The sequence below is a fragment of the Roseovarius sp. TE539 genome, assembly GCF_003298505.1.
GTDB lineage: Bacteria > Pseudomonadota > Alphaproteobacteria > Rhodobacterales > Rhodobacteraceae > Roseovarius.
This window is the reverse complement of record NZ_QNGB01000007.1, coordinates 124775-142684: the sequence shown is the minus strand read 5'-3', so window position 1 is coordinate 142684 and position 17910 is coordinate 124775. Positions and strand designations below refer to the sequence as shown.

The window sequence follows — 17910 nt, the reverse complement described above, 5'->3', positions numbered from 1 at the left end:
AGTTTCACCCGGTCCGGAATTCCGCGATCACGTGTTCGTGATCGGCCCGGCAGCCAGCACATCACCCGTCGGTTGCCCGGTGGGTGACCCGCCTTCGGGCTCATCCGAGATCGCGAGCACGCCGTCCTGCAACCTTTCGCGAAGGTCGTCGGGGACCGGCAATTCGACGCGGGAGGCATCGGGCAGCACGCCCAGTGAAACAGGCGGGTCTTCACCGGCTAACAGCCAGAGCTCCAGATCACGTCCCGGCCGTGCCGCGCCGGTCTGCCGGTCGACGAAGAGCGCGCCTGATACCGTGTCGTACGCAGCCGAAACCACCAGGCTGCCATCCTCGGCCTCGACCTGCGCGACGAAACCAGGATCCAGAGGCCGCACCGGCCCGGGATCAAACACGTTGGAATTGACGAAAACGACCGCTGCAAGAACCGCGACGGCCCCCAGCCCGACCGCGATCCTCGGCCAGCCGATCCGGGCCAGAAGCGACGGCGGTCGCTCCTGTCTGAACAGGCGCGTCCGGATCTCGGCAAGGACATTCGTTGGCGGCGTTTCGGGGGGCGCTTCCTCGGCGAGCCGTGCGAAATCCTCGGCCCAGGCTGCGTAATGCGCCCTGAGTTCAGGTTCCCGGGACAGACGCGCCTCGAATGCCGCCGCCTCGTCGGCAGACAACAGCCCGAGGGCGTATTCGCCCGCGAGGATCATATCCTCTTCCCGGTCCGGTTGGTCCGCATCGCTCATCGCGACAGGCACTCCCTCAGTTTCAGCAGACTGCGGCGCAGCCAGGTTCGCATCGTGTTGAGCGGTACGTCGAACCGCTCGGCAAGTTCTGCATAGGTTTCGCCCTGCAGATAGGCGCGGCGGACCGCCTCGGCGCGCGCCGCCTCGAGTTCCTCGAAACAGGCGAGCAGCCGCGAGCGGTCGGATTTTTGCATCACCGTTTCCTCCGGACCCGGGGAGGCATCCGCCACCAGTGCGGCCTCGTCCATCCCTTCGCCCTGCCGACGGCGCCGGCGCAGGCGGTCGATGGCCTCGTTCCGGGCGATCGTGATCAGCCACGTCATCGGACTGAGACCGTTGGCGCGATAGCTGCCCGCCTTGTGCCAGATTTTCACGAAGACGTTCTGAAGCGCATCCTCGGCCTCGGCCCGATCATTCAAGACACGCAGCAGCACTCCGAAAAGTTTCGCCGAAACCGATGAATAAAGACGCTGAAACGCATCGCGGTCGCCGGTGGCGACACGAGCGATCTGCGCTTCGATTTCATCCTTCGATTCCATTCGCGAATCCCGAACGCTTCCGACCTCCCTGTTACGCGAATCCGGGCCGGCAATCCACAGCGACCACTGCAAGGGTGCCCTTCCCCTTGCCCTCCTCCGCAATATGTTGCACCACGAAACCGAACAGGATGACCGTATTGAAGGATCCCCGAATGGCTGATGGGAGCATCGACGTGAACGCAAAACCGACCGAAGACATCGCGGTCCGTGAGGTGTTCGGAATTGACACCGACATGATCGTGAAAGGCTTCGCCGACCGCACGGACCGTGTGCCGGACGTGGACTCGACCTACAAGTTCGATCCGGACACCACTCTGGCGATCCTGGCGGGATTTTCCCACAACCGGCGTGTCATGATCCAAGGGTATCACGGCACCGGCAAGTCGACCCATATCGAACAGGTGGCGGCGCGGCTCAACTGGCCTTGCGTGCGCGTCAACCTTGACAGCCATATCAGCCGGATCGACCTGATCGGCAAGGACGCGATCAAGCTGAGGGATGGCAAGCAGGTGACCGAGTTCCACGAGGGCATACTGCCGTGGGCACTGCGCAACCCGACAGCGATCGTGTTCGACGAATACGATGCCGGCCGGGCCGACGTGATGTTCGTCATCCAGCGGGTTCTGGAGGCCGATGGCAAGCTTACCCTGCTGGACCAGAACGAGGTGATCACGCCGAACCCGAGCTTCCGGCTTTTTGCAACCTCGAACACGGTGGGCCTTGGCGACACCACGGGCCTTTATCACGGCACCCAGCAGATCAACCAGGGCCAGATGGACCGCTGGAGCCTGGTCGCGACGCTGAATTACCTCAGCCATGACGCCGAAACGAATATCGTCCTATCGAAGAACCCGGTCTACAACACGGCGGAAGGCCGAAAGATCGTCAGCCAGATGGTCACGGTGGCCGATCTGTCGCGCACCGCGTTCATGAACGGCGAACTCAGCACGGTGATGAGTCCGCGCACAGTGATCACGTGGGCGCAAAACGCCACGATCTTCCGGGATGTCGGATACGCCTTCCGCCTGACCTTCCTCAACAAATGCGACGAGCTGGAGCGCCAGACGGTGGCGGAATTCTATCAGCGCTGCTTTGACGAGGAACTGCCGGAATCGGCGGCCAGCGCGAGCCTGGGCTGATCCGTGGCTTGCCGATAAGGCGCTTTGACGCCGGCGTCGCCGGATCCATCGTCATGGTCGGCCGTGCATCAACGGCAAGGAGAATGACATGAGCAACAGCTCCGACAATCCCGCCGACCCCTTCAAGAAGGCCCTGGCCGAAGCCACCAAGGTGATGGCCGACGATCCGGATCTTTCGGTCACCTACAGCCTGGATCCGGCGGGGCTTTCGGGCGATTCCATGCGTCTGCCGCAGGTCAGTCGAAGGTTGACGCGAGACGAGGTGCTTCAGGCCCGGGGGGCCGCGGATGCTCTGGCGCTCAGGCACAAGTATCACGATGCGTCCCTGCACGCGCGCTACAGCCCGGATGGCGAAATGGCCCGCGACCTGTACGAGGCCATGGAGACGGCGCGCTGCGAGGCCGTCGGCGCCCGCGAGATGCCGGGCACGGCGGGCAACATCGACGCCAAGATAGCCTCGGACGCCCGCAAGCGCGGATATGACCAGATCACCGATGCCGCCGACGCGCCGCTCCCGGTTGCGGCCGGTTACATGATCCGCCATCTGGCCACCGGACGCGAGATGCCCGAGGGTGCCGGCAACGTCATGCGCCTGTGGCAGGGCTTCATCGAACAGGAAGCCGGCGGAACTCTGGACGGCCTTGAGGAGCGGCTTGCAGATCAGGCCGAATTCGCCCGCTTTGCCCGGCAGATCATCCGTGACCTCGGCTATGGCGACCAATTGGGCGAGGACCCGGACGCGCCGGATGACGAGCAGGAGGACGAGGCCGAGGAAACCGCCGAGGAACAGGAAGACCCCGACAGCAGCGGTGAAGAAGACGACGACACCGAGGATGCCGAGGCCGATCCCGAACAGACCCAGGACGAGCAGCAGGATGCTGCCCAGGCGCAGGTCAGCATGGATGACATGGCCGACGACGAGATGGGCGACGAAACCGAGATGCCCGAGGGCGAGGCGCCGCTGGAACCGCCCGCGCCGCAACCCGTTTCCGAGGCAGACCCGGAATATGCCGTGTTCAGCACCGAGCATGACGAGGAAATCCGCGCCGACGAGCTTGCCGAACCGGTCGAGCTTGAACGTCTGCGCGCCTATCTGGATCAGCAACTGGAGCCGCTCAAGGGGGCCGTGGGGCGATTGGCCAACAAGCTGCAACGGCGCCTGCAGGCACAACAGAACCGTGCCTGGGAATTCGACCGTGAGGAAGGCATTCTCGATGCCGGCCGTCTGGCCCGGGTCGTGGCCAATCCCACCACGCCGCTTTCCTTCAAGGTCGAGAAGGATACCGAATTCCGCGACACGGTGGTGACGCTGCTGCTGGACAATTCCGGCTCAATGCGCGGACGCCCCATTTCGATCGCGGCGATCTGTGCCGATGTGCTCGCCCGGACCCTGGAACGCTGCGACGTCAAGGTCGAGATCCTGGGCTTCACCACCCGCGCCTGGAAGGGCGGACGCTCCCGCGAGACATGGCTTGGCGAGGGACGGCCACAGATGCCGGGCCGGCTCAACGACCTGCGCCATATCATATACAAATCCGCCGACGCGCCGATGCGGCGCACGCGCGACAATCTCGGCCTGATGATGAAAGAGGGGCTCCTGAAGGAAAACATCGACGGTGAGGCGCTGGAATGGGCCCATCGGCGCATGGCGATGCGCCGCGAGGCCCGCAAGATCCTCATGGTCATTTCCGACGGCGCCCCGGTCGATGACAGCACCCTGTCGGTCAACCCCGCCAACTACCTGGAAAAACATCTGCGCGACGTGATCGCGATGGTGGAGCGGCGGCGCCAGGTGGAGCTCCTGGCGATAGGCATCGGCCATGACGTGACGCGCTACTATGACCGCGCCGTTACGATCACGGATGTCGATCAACTCGCCGGCGCCATGACCGAACAACTTGCGGCGCTCTTTGATCACGATCCCAGAGCACGGGCACGGATGATGGGTATCAAGAAAGCGGGCTGATCGCCCGTTTCCTTCGGTGCGCGACCATGTGAACAGCCGTGACTGGACTGACGCGGCGCATGTGCGAACCTTGCCTTCGAAAAGGCCGGAGGCTCCCGATGCGACCGTTCGATTCCGCGTTCACGCAAACCTTCCTGCGCGCCTATCAGGATGGCGTAATGCAGTATAGCTATCGCGGGATCGCATGCCTGCGAAGCCCGATTGACATGGCCATCCAGGCAAGGGCGATCTGGGATCTGGAACCGGGAACCGTGATCGAGATCGGCTCTCATGCAGGCGGGAGCGCCTTGTGGCTGGCCGATCTGCTACAGTGCTACGGCTTTGGCACTCCCGTCCATTCCATAGACGTGACGCCTCCCGCGCTGCAGGATGATCGGATCATTTTCATCGAAGGGGACGTGACGAACCTCTGGCCGGCCTTCGAAAGACACGGCCTTCACGAGGCGCCACGCCCCTGGTTCGTTCTGGAGGATTCGGCACATACCCACGCATGCTGCCTTGCCGCACTGAATTTTCTTGCTCAGCACATGGTCTCTGGGGACCTTCTGGTGATGGAGGACGGCTTGCTTGACGAATTGGGGGTCAGCGAACGCTACCAGGGCGGCCCCAACCGCGCGATAGCCGAGTTCATGGCCAACGCCCCCGGGATGTTCGAAATCGCCCGCCAGTACTGCGACATGTTCGGCCAGAACGCGACCTATGCGCCGAATGGTTACCTGAAGAAGATCTGAACTTCGTCCGCGCCCCTGCCGACCGGCCGCCCGGCGGTCCGGGCAAAGGCGCGATTGATCTTCCGGCCGCGCTTGGCTAGCAATCGGGGATCAGGACGCGTGCAGGAAAATCCATGTTCCAGAGTTTCGAAGATACCGCCCGCCCCGATCAGGGGCCGCCGCGCATCGCCGCGCTGCGCGAGATCATGGCGCGGGAAGGGATCGCGGGGTATCTGGTACCACGCTCAGACGCCCATCAGGGCGAATACGTGGCACCCGGTGACGAAAGGCTTGCCTGGTTGACAGGCTTCACCGGCTCTGCCGGATTTTGTGCAGTGCTCGCGGAAACCGCCGGTCTTTTCGTGGATGGCCGCTATCGCGAACAGGCACGCACGCAGGTGGATACGACGGTCATAACCCCAGTGGACTTTCCCGAAACCCGGCTCGCCGACTGGCTGCGCGCCGGTTTGCCCGATGGCGGCACCCTGGGGTTCGATCCGTGGCTTTACAGCGCCGGGCAGGTCGGCGACCTCGAAGAGCGTTTGTCCGACAGCGCGATCACATTGCAGCCGATGGAAAATCTGGTCGACCGGATCTGGCCGGACCGTCCGTCCCCGCCGTGCGGAAAGATCGTGCCCTATGCCGAAAACCTCGCCGGGGAAACACACGAATCCAAGCGCGACAGGCTGGGCCGGTCACTTGGCGCCGCCGGACAGGAGGCCGCGGTGCTTACGCTGGGCGACTCGATCGCCTGGCTTCTCAATATCCGTGGCAGTGACATTCCGCACAACCCGGTGCCGCATGGCTTCGCGATCCTTCACGCGAACGGCCATCTGACGTTCTTTGTGGAGACGGCGAAGCTGGACGATGCGGCACGCAGGCATCTGGGCGACGAGGTGACAATCCGGCCGCCGGAAGCCTTCGGTCCCGGCCTGCGCAGTCTCACGGGCCGGGTACGGCTTGATCGCGGCAGCGTCCCGCTATGGGTGGTGCAACAGCTCGACGCGGCCGGCGTGGCCCATGACTGGGGCGAAGACCCCACGATCCTGCCCAAGGCCTGCAAGAACGACTCCGAGATCGCGGCAACCCGCAACGCGCACCTGCGTGACGCGGCGGCGATGTGCGAGTTCCTGGCGTGGTTCGATGACCAGCCCGAGGGCACCCTTGCCGAGATCGACGTGGTTCAGAAACTCGAGGCCTGCCGGAGGGCGACCGGCGAGTTGCTGGACATCAGTTTCAGCACGATTGCAGGCAGTGGCCCGCACGGGGCGCTGGCGCATTACCGCGTGACCGATACCTCGAACCGCCGGCTGGAGGCGGGCGATATCCTGGTACTGGACAGTGGCGGGCAATACCTGGATGGCACCACCGACATCACCCGGACCCTGCCCGTCGGGGATCCGGGAGAGGACGAGCGCGCGGCCTTCACCCGTGTGCTTCAGGGCATGATTGCCATGTCCCGGACCCGGTGGCCCGAAGGGCTGGCCGGGCGCGACCTGGACGCCATCGCGCGTCATCCCCTCTGGTTGGCCGATCAGGATTATGCCCACGGCACCGGTCACGGCGTCGGGGTGCATCTTTGTGTCCACGAGGGGCCGCAGCGCCTGTCCCGCATAAGCGAGGTTCCCCTAAGGCCCGGCATGATCGTCTCGAACGAGCCGGGTTACTACCGCGAGGGGGCGTTCGGAATCCGGATCGAGAACCTGCTGGTGGTGACACCCGCCGACCCCCTGCCCGATGGCGATCAGCACGGAAAGCTGTGCTTTGAAACCCTGAATTTCGTCCCCGTTGACCGCCGTCTTGTCGAGATTGACATGCTCTGCCGGCCCGAGCGTGAATGGCTGGACGGTTACCATGCACAATGCCGCGATAAAATCGGGCCTCGGCTATCGGCGCGTGCGCGGCTATGGTTGGAGGAAGCGACTGCACCGCTTTGACACCCGGATGTCATGAAGTCGGGGCAACACTGAAATTCTCGCGAACATGGAAGGAAACCACATGTCCGATATCAAGATACGCAGTGCCGAGGGCACCTGGGTGGTGCGCGCCGGAGGCGCGGTCCTGGGCGAAAGCAGAAATGCATTGGAACTCAGCGAAGACGGCTACCCCGACGTGATCTACTTCCCGCGAGAGGATATCGCCACGGCCTTTCTCGACGAAAGCGATCGCACCAGCCACTGCCCGCACAAGGGGGATGCAAGCTATTACTCCATCGTCACCAAGAGCCGGACCATCGACGACGCCGCATGGAGCTATGAAAATCCTCTCGACGGTATGGAGCGGATAAAGGGATACCTCGCCTTCCACGGCAACGACGATGTGACGGTCGAAAGGGTCTGATCCGTCGCGCCACGACCTTCGTGCACGTTCGGCCCGCATGACATGCCGGGGAAGCATGCAGGCCGGACACACCGCAAGCGCCGACGCCGATCAGCTGTGTTCCTCGGCAGAAACGGCGGCCAGGGCGCGGTTGTAGGTCTTGAGAGCATCCACATGAAACAGCGCCCCGGCAAGTTCGGGCGGTTTGCCCTCTCCTCTGAGCGACACGACCGGTATGAACACAATCCCCGCCTTGTCGAAAAGCGGCATCGCCGCTTCGAGGGTCGCGTTCGCATCGACGTAAATGCCGTCTTCAATCAACTCCCAGCACTGTTCGGCCGGGGCGCTGCGCGGGCTGTCGGGCGCCCGCATCACCCGCCCCACGCGGAACATCGAGAGAAGATAGGCCTGCGGCCCGGCGGCCAGGCGAACGCCGCGCCTTTCCAGCTGGGTCAGGAAGAACGACCGCCGCACCAGACGCGATCCCAGGGCGGTTGACATGGAAACGGCAACCATGACCGCCAGCCCCGTCTGCCAATCACCTGTCAGTTCGAACACGATCAGTGTCGTCGAAATCGGTGCGCCCAGAACGGCCGCGGCAACCGCGCCCATGCCGGCCAACGCGTAAAGCGTATGCGATCCGGACACGTCCGGAAATATCCCGGTCGCGATCAGGCCAAAGGCCAGCCCCGTCAGCGCACCCACCATCAGGGAGGGCGAAAACACGCCGCCGCCCATCCGTCCGCCAATCGTTATTGAAACCGCCACGACCTTGAGGACCGCGAAAATCACCGCCTCGTGCAGGATCAACTCGCCTGTCAGGGCCGCCGACGTTGTCTCGTAGCCGACGCCGATTATGTGGGGAAACCAGATCGCCAGGGCACCCACAAGCGCCCCGGCCAGCGCGGGACGCATCCATCGCGGCAGTTTAAGCCGGATCTGGACATGGCTGGCCCAGTCCTCGGCAAAGAATATGGCATGCATGAGCGCCGTCGCCACGACACCGCAGACAAGGCCGAGGATCAGGAAGGCCGGCAACTCCACGTAAAACTCAAGGGCGCTGGCCAGTGGCAGGCTGAACTCCGTTATGTCGCCGAATTCCAGCCGGTTTATGATCGTGCCGGCGACGCTCGCGATCACGATGGGCGCGAAGGCATGCACGGCAAAATGGCGCAGCACCACTTCGAGCGCGAAAAGGGCGCCGGCAATGGGCGCGTTGAACGACGCCGAAACCGCGGCGGCAACGGCACATCCCAAAAGGTCCCGACCCGTGATACCGTCGGCGTTGATCCGCTCGCTCACCCATGATGATATCACGCCGGCCAGGTGAACGACCGGCCCCTCGCGCCCCGAGGACCCGCCGGTTCCGAGCGTCACGAGCGACGCCACGGCCGAGGCGAGGCCCGCCCGGCCCTCGACCCGGCCTTCCTCCATCGCCGCGCCGTGGATCACGTCCGCGACCGACCTCACACGCCCGTCATCGGTGAAATGATGCAGGATCAACCCCACGACAAGGCCGCCGCAGATCGGCACGAGAAGAAGCCAGTACCAGGGCAATGCCTCGGCTATGCTGTGAATGCGCCCCGGATCCTGCGTGCCGTATGCCAGCCCCTGCAACGCGGTGATGCCCTTTCGAAACGCCAGCGCGGCAAAGCCCGCCGCAATCCCGATCACCAGGGCAATCAACCAGAACTGGAACTGGCTTGGCCCCCGGTCCAGCATTACTTGCCACGCCTTGCGCGTCCCGCTGATCGCCGCAGCGTATTTCTGGGACCAGATTGACTTGCCCGGCTCCGACATCGGCCTTCCGTTACCTGCCCGGGCGGGCTTTATCCTCACCGCGCCGTGGCCTATTGTTGCCGAACGAAAACAGGCATGAGGGCCGCAATGGGCATTCAGGACGCAATCGCCGGACTGTCGGCATTACTAGGCCATCGGCTGACCCGGTCCAAGTCCGATCTCGATCTGCACGGGCGAAGCGAATCCCATTTTCACGATGCGCCCCCGGATGCCGTCGCCTACCCCGAGACCACCCGGGAGGTCGCCGAGATCATCCGGATCTGCGTCGCCGAGGGGTGTCCGGTTGTCGGCTGGGGTGTGGGCACGTCGCTGGAAGGCCAGGCACAGGCGTTTCACGGCGGTGTCAGCGTGGATTTTTCCCGCATGAACCGGGTGATCGAGGTCAACCAGGAAGATATGGACGTTCGGCTGCAGCCCGGCGTGACCCGGGAGGCCCTCAACGAGGAACTGCGGGCCACCGGGCTTTTCTTTCCCATCGACCCCGGAGCGAACGCCACACTTGGCGGCATGGCCTCCACACGGGCCAGCGGCACCACCGCTGTACGTTACGGAACCATGCGCGAGAACGTACTGGGGCTCGAGGTCGTGACGGCGGAGGGGCGGATCATCAGAACCGGGACGCGGGCGCGCAAATCCTCTTCGGGCTACGACCTCACGTCGCTCTTCGTCGGCGCCGAGGGGACGCTGGGCCTGATCACTGAACTCACGCTGCGCCTGCACGGCCAGCCGGAAGCCGTGGCCAGCGCCGTCTGCGCCTTTCCGTCGGTCCAGGATGCCGTCACAACCGTCATCGAAACCATACAGATGGGCCTTCCCGTTGCACGTATCGAACTGATGGACCGCGCCAGCATCGAAGCGGTGAACGCGTTCTCCGGCACCAACCTGCCGGTCATGCCGCACCTGCTTCTGGAATTCCACGGCTCCGAAAGCGGCGTCAAGGAGACCTCGGAAACGTTCGGTGACATCGCGCAGGAGCATGGCGGAACCGGGTTTGACCGCGCCACCCGTCCGGAGGAGCGTACCGCACTTTGGACCATGCGGCACAATGCCTTTTATGCAATTCTGGCCTTGCGGCCGGGGGCGCGTGCCGTGGTCACCGATATATGCGTGCCCGTATCGCGCCTTGCGGAGGCGATCGAAGGCACGCGGGCCGATCTGGAGGAGGCAGGTGTTCAGGGGCCGATCCTGGGGCATGTCGGGGACGGCAACTTCCATGCCGTCCTTCTTCTGGACGAGCATGACGAGGACGAGATGGCCCGGGCGCGCCACGTTGCCGACCAAATGGTGGCCCGCGCCCTGGCGCTTGGTGGAACCGCCACGGGTGAGCACGGAATAGGTGTCGGAAAGCAGCGTTTCATGGAGGCGGAACACGGCGATGCCTGGCAACTCATGGGCGTGCTCAAGCAGGCCCTTGATCCCGGCGACATCCTCAATCCGGGCAAGCTCGTGCCGCCACGCAACTGAAACCGCGGCGCGGCCACCTGGCCCCTCAGGCGTCTTCGTCACATCCGAGGACCGGCATGAGTATCTCATCGCTGAGCACCCACCGGCCGCGCTTTGCTTCTGCGCGATCCTCGGCCTGAGCCGCCATCCACGATCGGACCCGCGCCATCAATTCCGGTCCGGGTGAGGTGCCGGGCAGATAGAAGCCGCAATTGATACGCTGGCATATGTTGTCCAGAAGCCGGCACTCCGCTGCGAACCCTTCGGGCACATCACGTTTTGAAAAGTAGTTGAATCTCTCTGGTTGACCGTTGAGGAACACACATACCGCCGTGGTCAGGTCCACGTGCCGCTGCGCCATGATCCACCCCAGCACATCCGTCGTGCCCGGACTCCAGTCACAGCCGCGGGCGAATTCTCTCTGTTCGGCCGGGCTCGTTTTCCGCACCCGTTCAAGGCGGTCCTGCGTATCCGCGCAGACCCGACCAAGCCCGCCCATGCTCTTCATGACGGCTCTCCGTTTCCATCCCCTGGTGGAGTGAGCGTGACCCCGGATCGCGAAGATTTTGCGGAGCAATTGTGGCAAGCGGATGGCCGGGCCGACACGGCTGTGGACAAGCCTCGAGAAATTCCTTTGTCAACACCGCCGCGGGATGCCTATTGTCATCCCATGCTGTCCCGGATTCTGAACCACTTCCGTGCTCCGCGCCCCGCTCCGCTTCCCGAACCGGATGCAAATCTCGCTCTCGGCGCGCTGATGGTCCGGGTGGCGAAATCGGACAGGACCTATCAGGTCGAGGAAATCAGCCGCATAGACCGCATTCTGGCGCGGCTCAACGGCCTCAAGCCGATCGAGGCGGCAAAGATGCGGGCAACCTGCGAGCGGCTCGAGGCGCAGGCGCCGGGCACGGACCGTTTCGCTCATCTTATCCGTGAAACCGTTACGTTCGAAGCCCGGCGCGACGCGCTGGAGGCGCTGTGGGAGGTGGTTGAAGCCGACGGGGTCGAGGATGGCGCGGAAATGCAGGTTGTCGAGGAGGCGCGCGAAGCACTCGGGCTGTCACATCACGACAGCGAGGCGGCACGCGCCCGTGCGACCGGCAATTAGCCATTGGCGCGGGGACCTGTAAGGCCTATATCTCGGACATGTTTGCAGACTTCCTGTCCCGCCTCATCCAGCCGGATCCCCCCGAACTAAGCCCGCTGGATTCGCGGCGTGCGCTCAGTGCCCTCTTGGTGCGGGTGGCGCGCACCGACGGTCATTACGCCCCCGACGAGATTGCGCTTATCGACAGCATCCTGCAAAGTCGCTTCGGGCTGTCCCATGAAGATGCCAAGACCCTGCGACGCGAGGCAGAGGTGATCGAGGGAGAGGCACCCGACACGGTCCGGTTCACACGCGCGATCAAGGATGCCGTGCCTTACGAGGACCGCGTCGGTGTCATCGAAGCGCTGTGGCAGGTCGTCCTTGCGGATGGTGTCCGCGATCATCACGAGGACGCGCTGTTGCGGATGGCCGCCAACCTTCTCGGCGTCAGTGACCGCGACAGTGCCATCGCGCGCAAGCGCATGACAGGCCGCGAATGATCGCCCTGCTACCGATGTATGACCGCCCCGAAACACGGGCGGCGAACGATTCACTATGGCAGGAGGTCCGCAACCGATTGGGATACGGCCCCGAAAAGCTATCCCGAGGCACGGGTCTTTGGGACGCATGGCAAAGCCGCGATCTGGTCCTGGCGCAGACTTGTGGCTATCCGTATCGCGCCCGTTTGCACGGCAAGGTAATGCTGGTGGCGACACCGGTTCACGACCTGTCCGAGTGTCCCGCCGGGCACTACTTCAGCGTGTTCGTGGTCCGGCGCGGCGATCCTCGCCAGAACCTTAGGGATTTTGCCGATGCCGTCCTGGCATACAATAACGCGCTGTCGCAAAGCGGGTGGGCCGCACCGCAGAACCATGCACGGGGGCTCGGATTCGGGTTTTCAAACACACTGGAAACCGGCGGACACGTGGAATCGGCCCAAGCAGTCGCCGAAGGGCGGGCCGACATTGCCGCGCTGGATGTCGTCACCTGGACCCTGGCACAACGGCATGACGCGTTCTGCGCCGACCTGAGGGTGATCGACCGGACCGCGCCCACGCCTGCCCTGCCCTTCATCACCGCGCCGGGAAACAGGGCGGACACGATCCGGACCGCGCTTGGTGATGCGATCGGGGCGTTGTCACCGATCCACAGGAAATCACTCTGCCTGCACGGGATCGTGGATATCCCGGCCGCACGGTATCTCGAGGTGCCAACTCCGCCGGCACCTTGAGCGTTCCGCGCCCGTTTCGTGGCCGATGATCGACAGATCGGACGCCAAACGCGCCAATTCCTCGTTTTGGAAGTTGCATTGTGCCATTTTTTCAGTCCTATTTACGGGACGAAAAGAAACCGCAAAACCACGGACAGACATTGCCCGATCAGAACGCCGTCATCGAAATCCGCAACCTTCACAAGGCATATGGTGCGCTTGAGGTCATAAAGGGCGTGGACATCACGGCACGCAAGGGCGACGTCGTATCGCTGATCGGGTCGTCGGGATCGGGCAAGTCGACGATCCTGCGCTGCGCCAACCTTCTGGAAGACAGCCAGCAAGGCGAAATCGTATTCAAGGGAGAGCCCGTGCTTTGGCGCGGCAGCGGCCAAGGCCGCCATCCGGCTGATCCCAAGCAGGTACTGCGTATCCGCACCAACCTTTCAATGGTTTTTCAGCAGTTCAACCTCTGGGCGCACATGACGATTCTGCAGAACGTGATGGAAGCGCCCGTGACGGTTCTGGGACGGGACAAGGCGGACGCCGAAAAATCCGCCCATGCTTACCTGGAAAAGGTCGGAATATCGGACAAGCATGATGTCTATCCGGCGCAACTTTCCGGCGGACAGCAACAGCGCGCCGCGATTGCGCGGGCCCTGGCGATGGAACCCGAGGCGCTGCTCTTTGACGAGCCGACCTCGGCACTGGATCCTGAACTGGAACAGGAGGTCGTGCGTGTCATCAAGGATCTCGCCACGGAAGGAAGGACCATGATGATCGTGACACATGACATGAAGATGGCTTCGGATGTCAGCAATCATGTCGTGTTCCTTCATCAGGGTCTGATCGAGGAAGAAGGCGCACCGGCGGATCTGTTCGGGGCGCCCAAATCAGAGCGGCTGAAGCAGTTCCTCAGCTCCACAATGGCCGCCTGAACAAACGCAACCAGACTAGGGAGAAATTATTCATGAAGAAGATAATCATGAGCACTGCGGCACTCGCACTCGGTGCCGGGATGGCCTTGGCACAGGACGACACCGTGCGCCTTGGCACCGAAGGCGCCTATGCGCCCTGGAACTTCATCAATGACGAGGGTGAGATCGACGGCTTCGAGCGCGAGCTTGGCGACGAACTGTGCGAGCGGGCCGACCTGACCTGCGAGTGGGTCAAGAACGACTGGGACTCCATCATTCCCAACCTCGTGTCCGGAAACTACGACGTCATCATCGCGGGCATGTCGATCACGGAAGAGCGTGACGAAGTCATCGACTTCACCCAGAACTACACGCCGCCCGATCCTTCCGCCTATCTGGCGCTTTCGATGGATGTCCCTCTTGATGACGCCGTCATCGCGGCACAGGCCAACACCATTCAGGCCGGTTTCATTGCCGAGAAGGGGTGGACCCTGGTCGAGTTCGCGACGCCCGAGGAAACCATTGCCGCGGTGCGCAATGGCGAGGCCGATGCGGTCCTCGCGGACAAGTCCTACCTTGCCCCGATCGCCGCGGAAGAAGCTGACCTGATGTTGCTCGACCGCGAGGAAGCAATCGGCGGTGGCGTTGGCATGGGGCTGCGCGAATCCGACCCGGAGTTGCGCGAAACCTTCGACGCGGCGATCCAGTCCATGAAGGACGATGGCAGCCTGAACGAACTGATCAGGAAGTGGGAAGTCGCCTCGACCTTCTGATAAGAAATACGGGCGGGCCGGACGGCCCGCCCCTGACCCCGAAACCCGGCACCGCTTGCCCTGCCCGGAGGTAGACCGCCATCTTCTCCTTCTGTGCCGACCCCGAAACACTGGACAGTTTCAGATGGCTTGCCTGCTACCTGACGACCGGCAAGCACGCGAATTTCTATGTTTCCTTCGGCACGGTCCTTCTTTTGCTGGCCATCACGGCACCGGCGGCGCTGATTTTCGGATTTTGCGGCGCCGCGGCGGCACGGTCGCGGATCTGGCCCATAAGCTGGCTGGGAAAGATCTATATCTCGTTGGTGCGTGGCGTGCCCGATATCGCCTTCTTTCTTTTCTTCGTCATCGCGCTCGATCAGGCGTTCGAGTGGACGCGGCATCAGATTCTTTGCCCGGATTGGGATCAGCCGATCCGGCAGGGCAACGACTTCGTCGTCTGCCAGGCGGCCAAGTTGCCTCTGGGCAACGCCCCGCAGTGGGTTCATGAAACCTACGGCTTTTTTGTTGCCGTCCTCACCTTCGCGATCGTCTTTGGCGCCTTCGCTGCAAATGTCCTGTTTGGCGCCATGCGCGCTGTCCCGCGTGCGCAACTTGAAACCGCCGAGGCATACGGCATGTCCCGGCGCCAGATCTTCCGGCGTATCCTGGTTCCGCAAATGTGGGTTTATGCGCTTCCGGGACTGAGCAACCTTTGGATGGTGCTGATCAAGGCCACGCCGCTTCTGTTCCTGCTCGGGGTCGAAGATATCGTCTACTGGGCGCGGGAACTGGGCGGAACCGCCAACCCGCGCTTCACCGACTACCCGCATGGCGACTGGCGAATGTGGTATTTTCTGGCGCTTCTGGTCTTCTATCTCGGATTCACGCGGGTTTCCGAGGTCTTTCTTGAAAGGCTGATGGTCCGGCTTTCGCGTGGTCAGTCAACCACGGGCGGCGAAGCCCAACGCCGGGCGGGTGCCTGATGAGTTGCTGGCAAACGATACAGGATTATGGCCTGCGGTCGCTCGGGATCGGCGAGAGGTTGCTGCCACGCGAAAATTTCACGCTTTGCGAGCAGTTTACCCTGATCGGATCCGGGCTGATCTGGAATGTCTATTTCGGGGCTCTGGCGCTCCTGACGGGGTTTTTCCTCGCCACCGCCGTGGCCGTCGGCAAAGGGTCCGGCAACCGGGTGATCCGCAAGACCTCGGAATGGTTCATATTCGTTTTCCGGGGATCACCGCTCTTCATCCAGTTCTTCTTCGCCTACTTCCTGTTTCTGTCATTGAAATCGGTTCATCCGATCTTCGACCCCTTCACATCGGCGTGGCTGGGTGCATTGATCGTGCTTTTCCTCAACACGGCGGCCTATTCCGGTGAGATATTCTACGGTGCCCTTCGCTCCATCCCCAAGGGCGATGTGGAAGCTGCGGACGCCTACGGTTTCTCGGGCTGGCCGCGTTTCCGGCGCATCATCTGGCCAACCATGCTGCGACTTGCCTGGCCGGCCTACACCAATGAGGCGATTTTCCTGTTCCACGCCACGACACTTGTCTACTTCAGCGGTTTTCCCGCCTGGCGGCAAAAGGGCGATGCGCTTTATTACGCGAGTTACTTTGCCGACAAGACCTTCAACCCTTTTGTGCCCTACCCGATCCTCGCCGGGTACTTCATCCTGCTCACGCTGGTGCTGATCGGTATTTTCGGCGCGATCAACCGCAGGCTCAACCGGCATCTCCCGCAGGAAGCCCGCAGCCGCCTCCGCCTGCGCATGAATGTGATCCGGTGATACCGCGGACGGCAATCAGGATATTGAACGATCCGCGCGTGTCGGGCAGGGCAACCGGCCAGCGATATTTTGATCAAATTACAGTGGCGCCCCCTTCCCGATTTCATTATCTTTGCCGGAAACCGCACCGAGGCGCGCCATGGACCTGTCAGATTTCCCCACATTCCGTGTCGCCGCGAGCGATCTGAACGGGCAGATGCGCGGCAAGCGGGTTCCGCGGTCATATGCTGCCAAGCTGGGGGACGGTGCGGTGCGCATGCCGCTTTCGGCCCTCAACCTCGACATAACCGGCGCCGACATCGAAGGCAGTCCTCTGGTATTCGAGACTGGCGATGCCGATGGAATCCTCTACCCGACCGGACGTGAGCCCATGCTATTGCCGTGGCTGGATTGTCCACAGCCACTGGTTCCGATGAGCATGTGGATGGAAGACGGCACGCGGTTCGATGGTGATCCGCGCCACGCCCTCGAGGCCGTTCTTGACAGATATGCCGCGCGCGGCTGGCGTGTCATGGCGGCCACCGAACTGGAATTCACTCTTGTGGATGATCAGGGTCAGAGCCTCAACCCGGTACGCGATCCGAGATCCGGGCGACCGGTCGAGACCTGCGACATCCTTGCAATGGCGCAACTGGATGCGTTCGATCCCTTTCTGACATCGCTCTATGAAGGGTGCGCGTCCATGGGGATCAATGCGCAAACGACCACGTCCGAATCCGGGGCCGGACAGTTTGAAGTGACGCTGCATCATCAGGACGCACTGCGAGCCGCCGATGACACATGGGTGTTCAAGACACTCATCCGGGGACTCGCCCGAAAACACGGTTTCGCCGCCACATTCATGGCGAAACCCTTTGCCGACGATGCCGGAAACGGGATGCATATCCATTTCTCGGTGCTCGACAAGACCGGTGCCAACGTATTCGATGACGGCGGACCGCAAGGAACCGGAATCCTCCGGGCGGCTGTCGCGGGTTGTCTCGCGGCAATGCCGGGGTCCACGCTTGTCTTTGCACCGCATGCCAACAGTTACGACCGACTTGTGCCCGGTGCCCATGCCCCGACGGGCGCGGGGTGGGGATACGAAAACCGGACAGTGGCCATTCGCATCCCCGGCGGGACGCCGGCGGCACGCCGCATCGAACACCGCGTCGCCGGCGGCGATATCAATCCCTATCTGATCTTCGCCGCTGTACTGGGGGCGGCAATTTCCGGAATAGACAGCGATCTGGAACCGCCACCTCCCATCACCGGAAATGCCTACCAGGCCGATCTGCCCGCACTTGCAGGCGATTGGGAAACCGCGATCGACCGGTTCGAAGCCGATCCGTGGATTGCACGGATCTTTCCGCCGATGCTGGTGCGCAACCTTGTCATGACCAAGCGCCAGGAACTTCTCATGATGCGGAACAGTCCGGCGGATGACCACTGGAAGACCTATCTGGATACGGTTTGACCGCCCCGCTCAGGGCCGCCAGAATGGCCTTGCCGGAAGTCGCGC

Annotated in this window: 18 protein-coding genes; 14 read left to right on the top strand and 4 right to left on the bottom strand. The window is 63.0% G+C overall.

Translation table 11 applies throughout. The features are described from left to right. Positions 1-27: 27 nt before the first annotated feature. Together DQW77_RS07150 and DQW77_RS07145 are read right to left on the bottom strand one after the other, a co-directional pair. Positions 28-735: an anti-sigma factor domain-containing protein gene (locus tag DQW77_RS07150; protein WP_113257501.1), complete on the bottom strand. Its 708-nt coding sequence runs from the start codon at positions 733-735 to the stop codon at positions 28-30. After that, positions 732-1274 carry a sigma-70 family RNA polymerase sigma factor gene (locus DQW77_RS07145; RefSeq protein ID WP_113257500.1) on the bottom strand — a complete coding sequence of 181 codons (543 nt, stop codon included), beginning with the start codon at positions 1272-1274 and terminating at the stop codon, positions 732-734. The genes DQW77_RS07150 and DQW77_RS07145 overlap by 4 nt, the downstream gene beginning before the upstream one ends. 152 nt (positions 1275-1426) lie before the next feature. Between DQW77_RS07145 and cobS the strand changes: the two genes are divergently transcribed. From cobS to DQW77_RS07120, 5 genes are all read left to right on the top strand, one after another. Beyond that, complete coding sequence (gene cobS / locus DQW77_RS07140; protein ID WP_113257499.1) at positions 1427-2413, top strand: cobaltochelatase subunit CobS; 987 nt, start codon at positions 1427-1429, stop codon at positions 2411-2413. Between the two features lie 88 nt (positions 2414-2501). Further along, positions 2502-4379, top strand: a complete 1878-nt coding sequence (gene cobT / locus DQW77_RS07135; RefSeq protein ID WP_113257498.1) for a cobaltochelatase subunit CobT — start codon at positions 2502-2504, stop codon at positions 4377-4379. Between the two features lie 98 nt (positions 4380-4477). Then, a complete protein-coding gene (locus DQW77_RS07130) occupies positions 4478-5110 on the top strand; it encodes a CmcI family methyltransferase (RefSeq protein WP_181711210.1) in 633 nt (210 codons plus the stop codon). A gap of 113 nt (positions 5111-5223) precedes the next feature. After that, positions 5224-7026, top strand: a complete 1803-nt coding sequence (locus DQW77_RS07125; RefSeq protein ID WP_113257496.1) for an aminopeptidase P family protein — start codon at positions 5224-5226, stop codon at positions 7024-7026. A gap of 61 nt (positions 7027-7087) precedes the next feature. Further along, entirely contained in the window at positions 7088-7429 is a 342-nt protein-coding gene (locus DQW77_RS07120; RefSeq protein WP_113257548.1) for a DUF427 domain-containing protein, read from the top strand. Between the two features lie 90 nt (positions 7430-7519). Here the strand turns inward: DQW77_RS07120 and DQW77_RS07115 are convergent, their stop codons facing one another. Then, positions 7520-9208, bottom strand: coding sequence for a chloride channel protein (locus DQW77_RS07115; protein ID WP_113257495.1), 1689 nt, complete (start codon positions 9206-9208; stop codon positions 7520-7522). Between the two features lie 87 nt (positions 9209-9295). Here DQW77_RS07115 and DQW77_RS07110 point away from each other — a divergent pair, with 87 nt between their 5' ends. Beyond that, a complete protein-coding gene (locus DQW77_RS07110; protein ID WP_113257494.1) occupies positions 9296-10672 on the top strand; it encodes an FAD-binding oxidoreductase in 1377 nt (458 codons plus the stop codon). Between the two features lie 25 nt (positions 10673-10697). Here DQW77_RS07110 and DQW77_RS07105 read toward each other — a convergent pair whose 3' ends face one another. Continuing rightward, positions 10698-11159: a hypothetical protein gene (locus tag DQW77_RS07105; RefSeq protein ID WP_113257493.1), complete on the bottom strand. Its 462-nt coding sequence runs from the start codon at positions 11157-11159 to the stop codon at positions 10698-10700. Between the two features lie 162 nt (positions 11160-11321). On the opposite strand from DQW77_RS07105, the gene DQW77_RS07100 reads away from it, so the two are divergent. From DQW77_RS07100 to DQW77_RS07065, 8 genes are all read left to right on the top strand, one after another. Further along, a complete protein-coding gene (locus DQW77_RS07100) occupies positions 11322-11759 on the top strand; it encodes a TerB family tellurite resistance protein (RefSeq protein ID WP_113257492.1) in 438 nt (145 codons plus the stop codon). A 38-nt stretch (positions 11760-11797) separates the two neighbouring features. Further along, the gene (locus tag DQW77_RS07095) at positions 11798-12238 is read left to right on the top strand and encodes a TerB family tellurite resistance protein (RefSeq protein WP_113257491.1); all 441 of its coding nucleotides are present in this window, start codon (positions 11798-11800) and stop codon (positions 12236-12238) included. Next, positions 12235-12969: a phosphate/phosphite/phosphonate ABC transporter substrate-binding protein gene (locus tag DQW77_RS07090; protein WP_113257490.1), complete on the top strand. Its 735-nt coding sequence runs from the start codon at positions 12235-12237 to the stop codon at positions 12967-12969. Before DQW77_RS07095 ends, DQW77_RS07090 begins: the two co-directional genes overlap by 4 nt. A 140-nt stretch (positions 12970-13109) precedes the next feature. Next, positions 13110-13886, top strand: a complete 777-nt coding sequence (locus DQW77_RS07085) for an ABC transporter ATP-binding protein (RefSeq protein ID WP_113257489.1) — start codon at positions 13110-13112, stop codon at positions 13884-13886. A 32-nt stretch (positions 13887-13918) separates the two neighbouring features. Beyond that, on the top strand, positions 13919-14638 hold the full coding sequence (locus DQW77_RS07080; protein ID WP_113257488.1) for a transporter substrate-binding domain-containing protein: 720 nt from the start codon (positions 13919-13921) through the stop codon (positions 14636-14638). 80 nt (positions 14639-14718) lie between these two features. Further along, positions 14719-15603 (top strand): ABC transporter permease, encoded by an 885-nt coding sequence (locus DQW77_RS07075; protein ID WP_113257487.1) that lies wholly within the window; start codon positions 14719-14721, stop codon positions 15601-15603. Then, positions 15603-16409: an ABC transporter permease gene (locus DQW77_RS07070; protein ID WP_113257486.1), complete on the top strand. Its 807-nt coding sequence runs from the start codon at positions 15603-15605 to the stop codon at positions 16407-16409. Before DQW77_RS07075 ends, DQW77_RS07070 begins: the two co-directional genes overlap by 1 nt. A 139-nt stretch (positions 16410-16548) precedes the next feature. Further along, positions 16549-17865, top strand: coding sequence for a glutamine synthetase family protein (locus DQW77_RS07065; RefSeq protein WP_113257485.1), 1317 nt, complete (start codon positions 16549-16551; stop codon positions 17863-17865). Positions 17866-17910 lie beyond the last annotated feature (45 nt).

Coding starts and splice junctions, on each gene's coding strand:
- DQW77_RS07150 (WP_113257501.1), bottom strand. CDS start 735: ATGAGCGATGCGGACCAACCGGACCGGGAAGAGGATATGATCCTCGCG.
- DQW77_RS07145 (WP_113257500.1), bottom strand. CDS start 1,274: ATGGAATCGAAGGATGAAATCGAAGCGCAGATCGCTCGTGTCGCCACC.
- cobS (WP_113257499.1), top strand. CDS start 1,427: ATGGCTGATGGGAGCATCGACGTGAACGCAAAACCGACCGAAGACATC.
- cobT (WP_113257498.1), top strand. CDS start 2,502: ATGAGCAACAGCTCCGACAATCCCGCCGACCCCTTCAAGAAGGCCCTG.
- DQW77_RS07130 (WP_181711210.1), top strand. CDS start 4,478: ATGCGACCGTTCGATTCCGCGTTCACGCAAACCTTCCTGCGCGCCTAT.
- DQW77_RS07125 (WP_113257496.1), top strand. CDS start 5,224: ATGTTCCAGAGTTTCGAAGATACCGCCCGCCCCGATCAGGGGCCGCCG.
- DQW77_RS07120 (WP_113257548.1), top strand. CDS start 7,088: ATGTCCGATATCAAGATACGCAGTGCCGAGGGCACCTGGGTGGTGCGC.
- DQW77_RS07115 (WP_113257495.1), bottom strand. CDS start 9,208: ATGTCGGAGCCGGGCAAGTCAATCTGGTCCCAGAAATACGCTGCGGCG.
- DQW77_RS07110 (WP_113257494.1), top strand. CDS start 9,296: ATGGGCATTCAGGACGCAATCGCCGGACTGTCGGCATTACTAGGCCAT.
- DQW77_RS07105 (WP_113257493.1), bottom strand. CDS start 11,159: ATGAAGAGCATGGGCGGGCTTGGTCGGGTCTGCGCGGATACGCAGGAC.
- DQW77_RS07100 (WP_113257492.1), top strand. CDS start 11,322: ATGCTGTCCCGGATTCTGAACCACTTCCGTGCTCCGCGCCCCGCTCCG.
- DQW77_RS07095 (WP_113257491.1), top strand. CDS start 11,798: ATGTTTGCAGACTTCCTGTCCCGCCTCATCCAGCCGGATCCCCCCGAA.
- DQW77_RS07090 (WP_113257490.1), top strand. CDS start 12,235: ATGATCGCCCTGCTACCGATGTATGACCGCCCCGAAACACGGGCGGCG.
- DQW77_RS07080 (WP_113257488.1), top strand. CDS start 13,919: ATGAAGAAGATAATCATGAGCACTGCGGCACTCGCACTCGGTGCCGGG.
- DQW77_RS07070 (WP_113257486.1), top strand. CDS start 15,603: ATGAGTTGCTGGCAAACGATACAGGATTATGGCCTGCGGTCGCTCGGG.
- DQW77_RS07065 (WP_113257485.1), top strand. CDS start 16,549: ATGGACCTGTCAGATTTCCCCACATTCCGTGTCGCCGCGAGCGATCTG.